A 2,521-nucleotide genomic window follows, 5' to 3' on the forward strand; every position below is an offset into this window, starting at 1 on the left:
ATGCCGCTCAGCGAGCCTCGTCTTCCCAGTCCACCCAATCCACCGGATAAGTCGCGAGATATTTACTGACGGCCGCACCGAGCGTCGGAAAGAACGCCGCTTCGCCAAACCGCGCGAAAAGCCCGAATCGCTTCAGCTTGTCCTTGACGGGGTCCTTCATCTCGGCCACGCAGAACTTGATGCCAGCCGCGTGCAAGGCTTCGTCCAACTCGGCAAGCATGTCGGYGGAGGTCACGTCCACGCTGGTGACTGGCTCCGCCGAAACAACCAGCCAGCGCACCGGCGTGGGCGATGCGGCCACCGCATCCAGCGCCCGGTCATGGAACAATTCCGCGTTGGCAAAAAACAGGGGCGCATCCCAGCGAAACAGGACCAGGCCGGGGATGAGCCGTGCTTCGGGATAGCGCTTGATGTCATGGTAGCCCTTGACGCCATCGGCGCGCCCCAGAACCGCGGAGTATGGGCGCCAGCCATCCCAGAGAAATTCGATGACGGCAACTACGATGGCCAGGCCGATGCCTTCAATCGCGCCCAGCACAACCACTCCCACTGTACAGACGATCGATAGCCAGCATTCCCAGCGCTGGATGCGATAGATTCGCCGCAGGTCGGTGATCTCGATCAGCCCGATGGCCGATGCGATCACGACCGCGGCGAGTGCGCTGGTGGGCAAATGCCGCAGCAGATCCGGCGCCACCAGCAGCAGCAAGGAAACAGCGAGCGCACCGACTACGCCGGACAGTTGGGTTCTGGCGCCCGCGGCCTCGGCCACGGGAGTACGCGACGAACTACTGCTGATGGGGAAGCCCTGAAAAAACCCCGCAGCCAGATTGGCGAGGCCGAGTCCCACCATCTCCTGGTTCGGGTCGACATAGGTGCGAGTCCGCGCCGCATAGACACGAGAGAGCACGCTGGTGTCCGCGAACGAGACAAGGGCAACGGCAAAGCCGCCGATCAGAACGGGGACGATATCGGCGGTGGTGATCCAGGGGATGGCGAGCGCTGGCAGGCCTTGTGGCAGCGGACCGAGGACCGCCACCCCGCCGCGCGCTGCGAGGTCCAGCGTGCCAACGGCGATGGTTGCGCCAACCACCGCGATCAGGATGCCCGGCAAGCGCTTGCTGCCCTTGAGCAGCAGGATCACCGCCAGGGTGGATGCGCCCACCGTGAACGTGGTCCAGTTGGTCTTTCCATCAATCACCGCTGTGGCGATGGCCCATAGATTTCTCAGCGGTCCTTCGCCTTGGATTGAAAAACCGAAAAGCTTGGGCAATTGGCTGATCAATACCGTCAGCGCGATCCCGTTCATGTAGCCATAGCGAATCGGCTTGGAAAGAAGCTCGGTGATGAAGCCCAGGCGGGCTATGCCGGCCAGGATACACATCGTCCCCGACACGACCGCCATCATGCCCGCAAGGGCGACCGCGCGATTCGCGTCGCCCCCGGACAGTGGCAGGATGACAGCGAGGATGACGGCGGCCAGCGACGAATCCGGCCCCAGCACCAGAATTCGGCTGGGTCCGAACAACGCGTAGACGAGCAGCGGAACGATAGTCGCGTAGAGGCCATGGATACCGGGCAAACCCGACGCCACCGCATAGGCGATGCCGACAGGTACCAGCATCGTGGTCAGCACAAGCCCTGCCACGATGTCGTGCCGCAGCCACGCCACGTGATATTCGCGAAGCGTGCGCAATCCCGGCACCCACCAGCCCCAGGCGGTCTGATCGGCGCCCTTCGTCCGGCGCGCAATACGGCCCGGTTCGGGGAGCGGGGACGATGAATCCGGCTTGCTCATAAGGCGGTGGCCGCTCAATGGACAACGCAGAGTAGGGTCGGGACTTCGCGCCCCGGGATAACGGTGCTTGCGGCCTCCACCGGCCCATCAGATAGGGTTGCTTACCGGGAGCGCCTCCAAGACCTCATTGAGACCGGGCATGTTCACTTGGAGACGACGAACTCGTGCTGCGAATAAGAGGGGGTACATGGGCATCAGCGGCGCGACATTCTGCAAATTCTGGCGCATGGACCCGGTGGCCTGGCGTCGCCCGGTGGCAAGTCCGCCAGGCTGCGGAAACCCCGTCGCGCAGTGACTGGCAAGCTGGCGGCACGTTGCGCCGGGATAGGCCGTTGCCGCGCAACGCGATCCCGATAACGGCGGTGAATTCACGAATGCTCCGGGCAAGTGGCAATATGACGCGTCAATATTGTTTTCTCGTGCCCGGGAAGGCCGTCACTCGTGACGCCAAAGACGAATGGCTCCCTGGCGCCGGTCCTCGCTAACGGCTGAACGCAGGAACGGGCAGCCCTACCGGGTAGCCAGTCATTTCTGCCCGGCTGCGGCGTGCGCGGCAGCGATTGCCGCGTCACGCTCTTTTTTCGCAGCCGCCTTCTGCTCGTCGAAAACCTTTTGCGCTTCGGCGACCTTGCGCTTGTACTCCTTCTTGGCGGCGGCCTCTTCCTGCCGCATCTTCACGATTGCATCATTATGACTTTGCCCCCCCGCGCCGGAAGCTGTCTG

Annotated in this window: 2 protein-coding genes; both read right to left on the reverse strand. The window is 63.5% G+C overall.

Annotated elements, in window-relative coordinates; translation table 11 throughout:
• Nucleotides 1-7: 7 nt before the first annotated feature.
• A complete protein-coding gene (locus tag AC1DKD_RS40610; RefSeq protein WP_477144682.1) occupies nt 8-1,798 on the reverse strand; it encodes a SulP family inorganic anion transporter in 1,791 nt (596 codons plus the stop codon).
• Nucleotides 1,799-2,323: 525 nt separating this feature from the next.
• On the reverse strand, nt 2,324-2,521 hold a 198-nt coding region (locus tag AC1DKD_RS40615), incomplete at its 5' end, for a hypothetical protein (RefSeq protein WP_477144683.1).

It is taken from the genome of Cupriavidus sp. 05T313, from assembly GCF_056396665.1.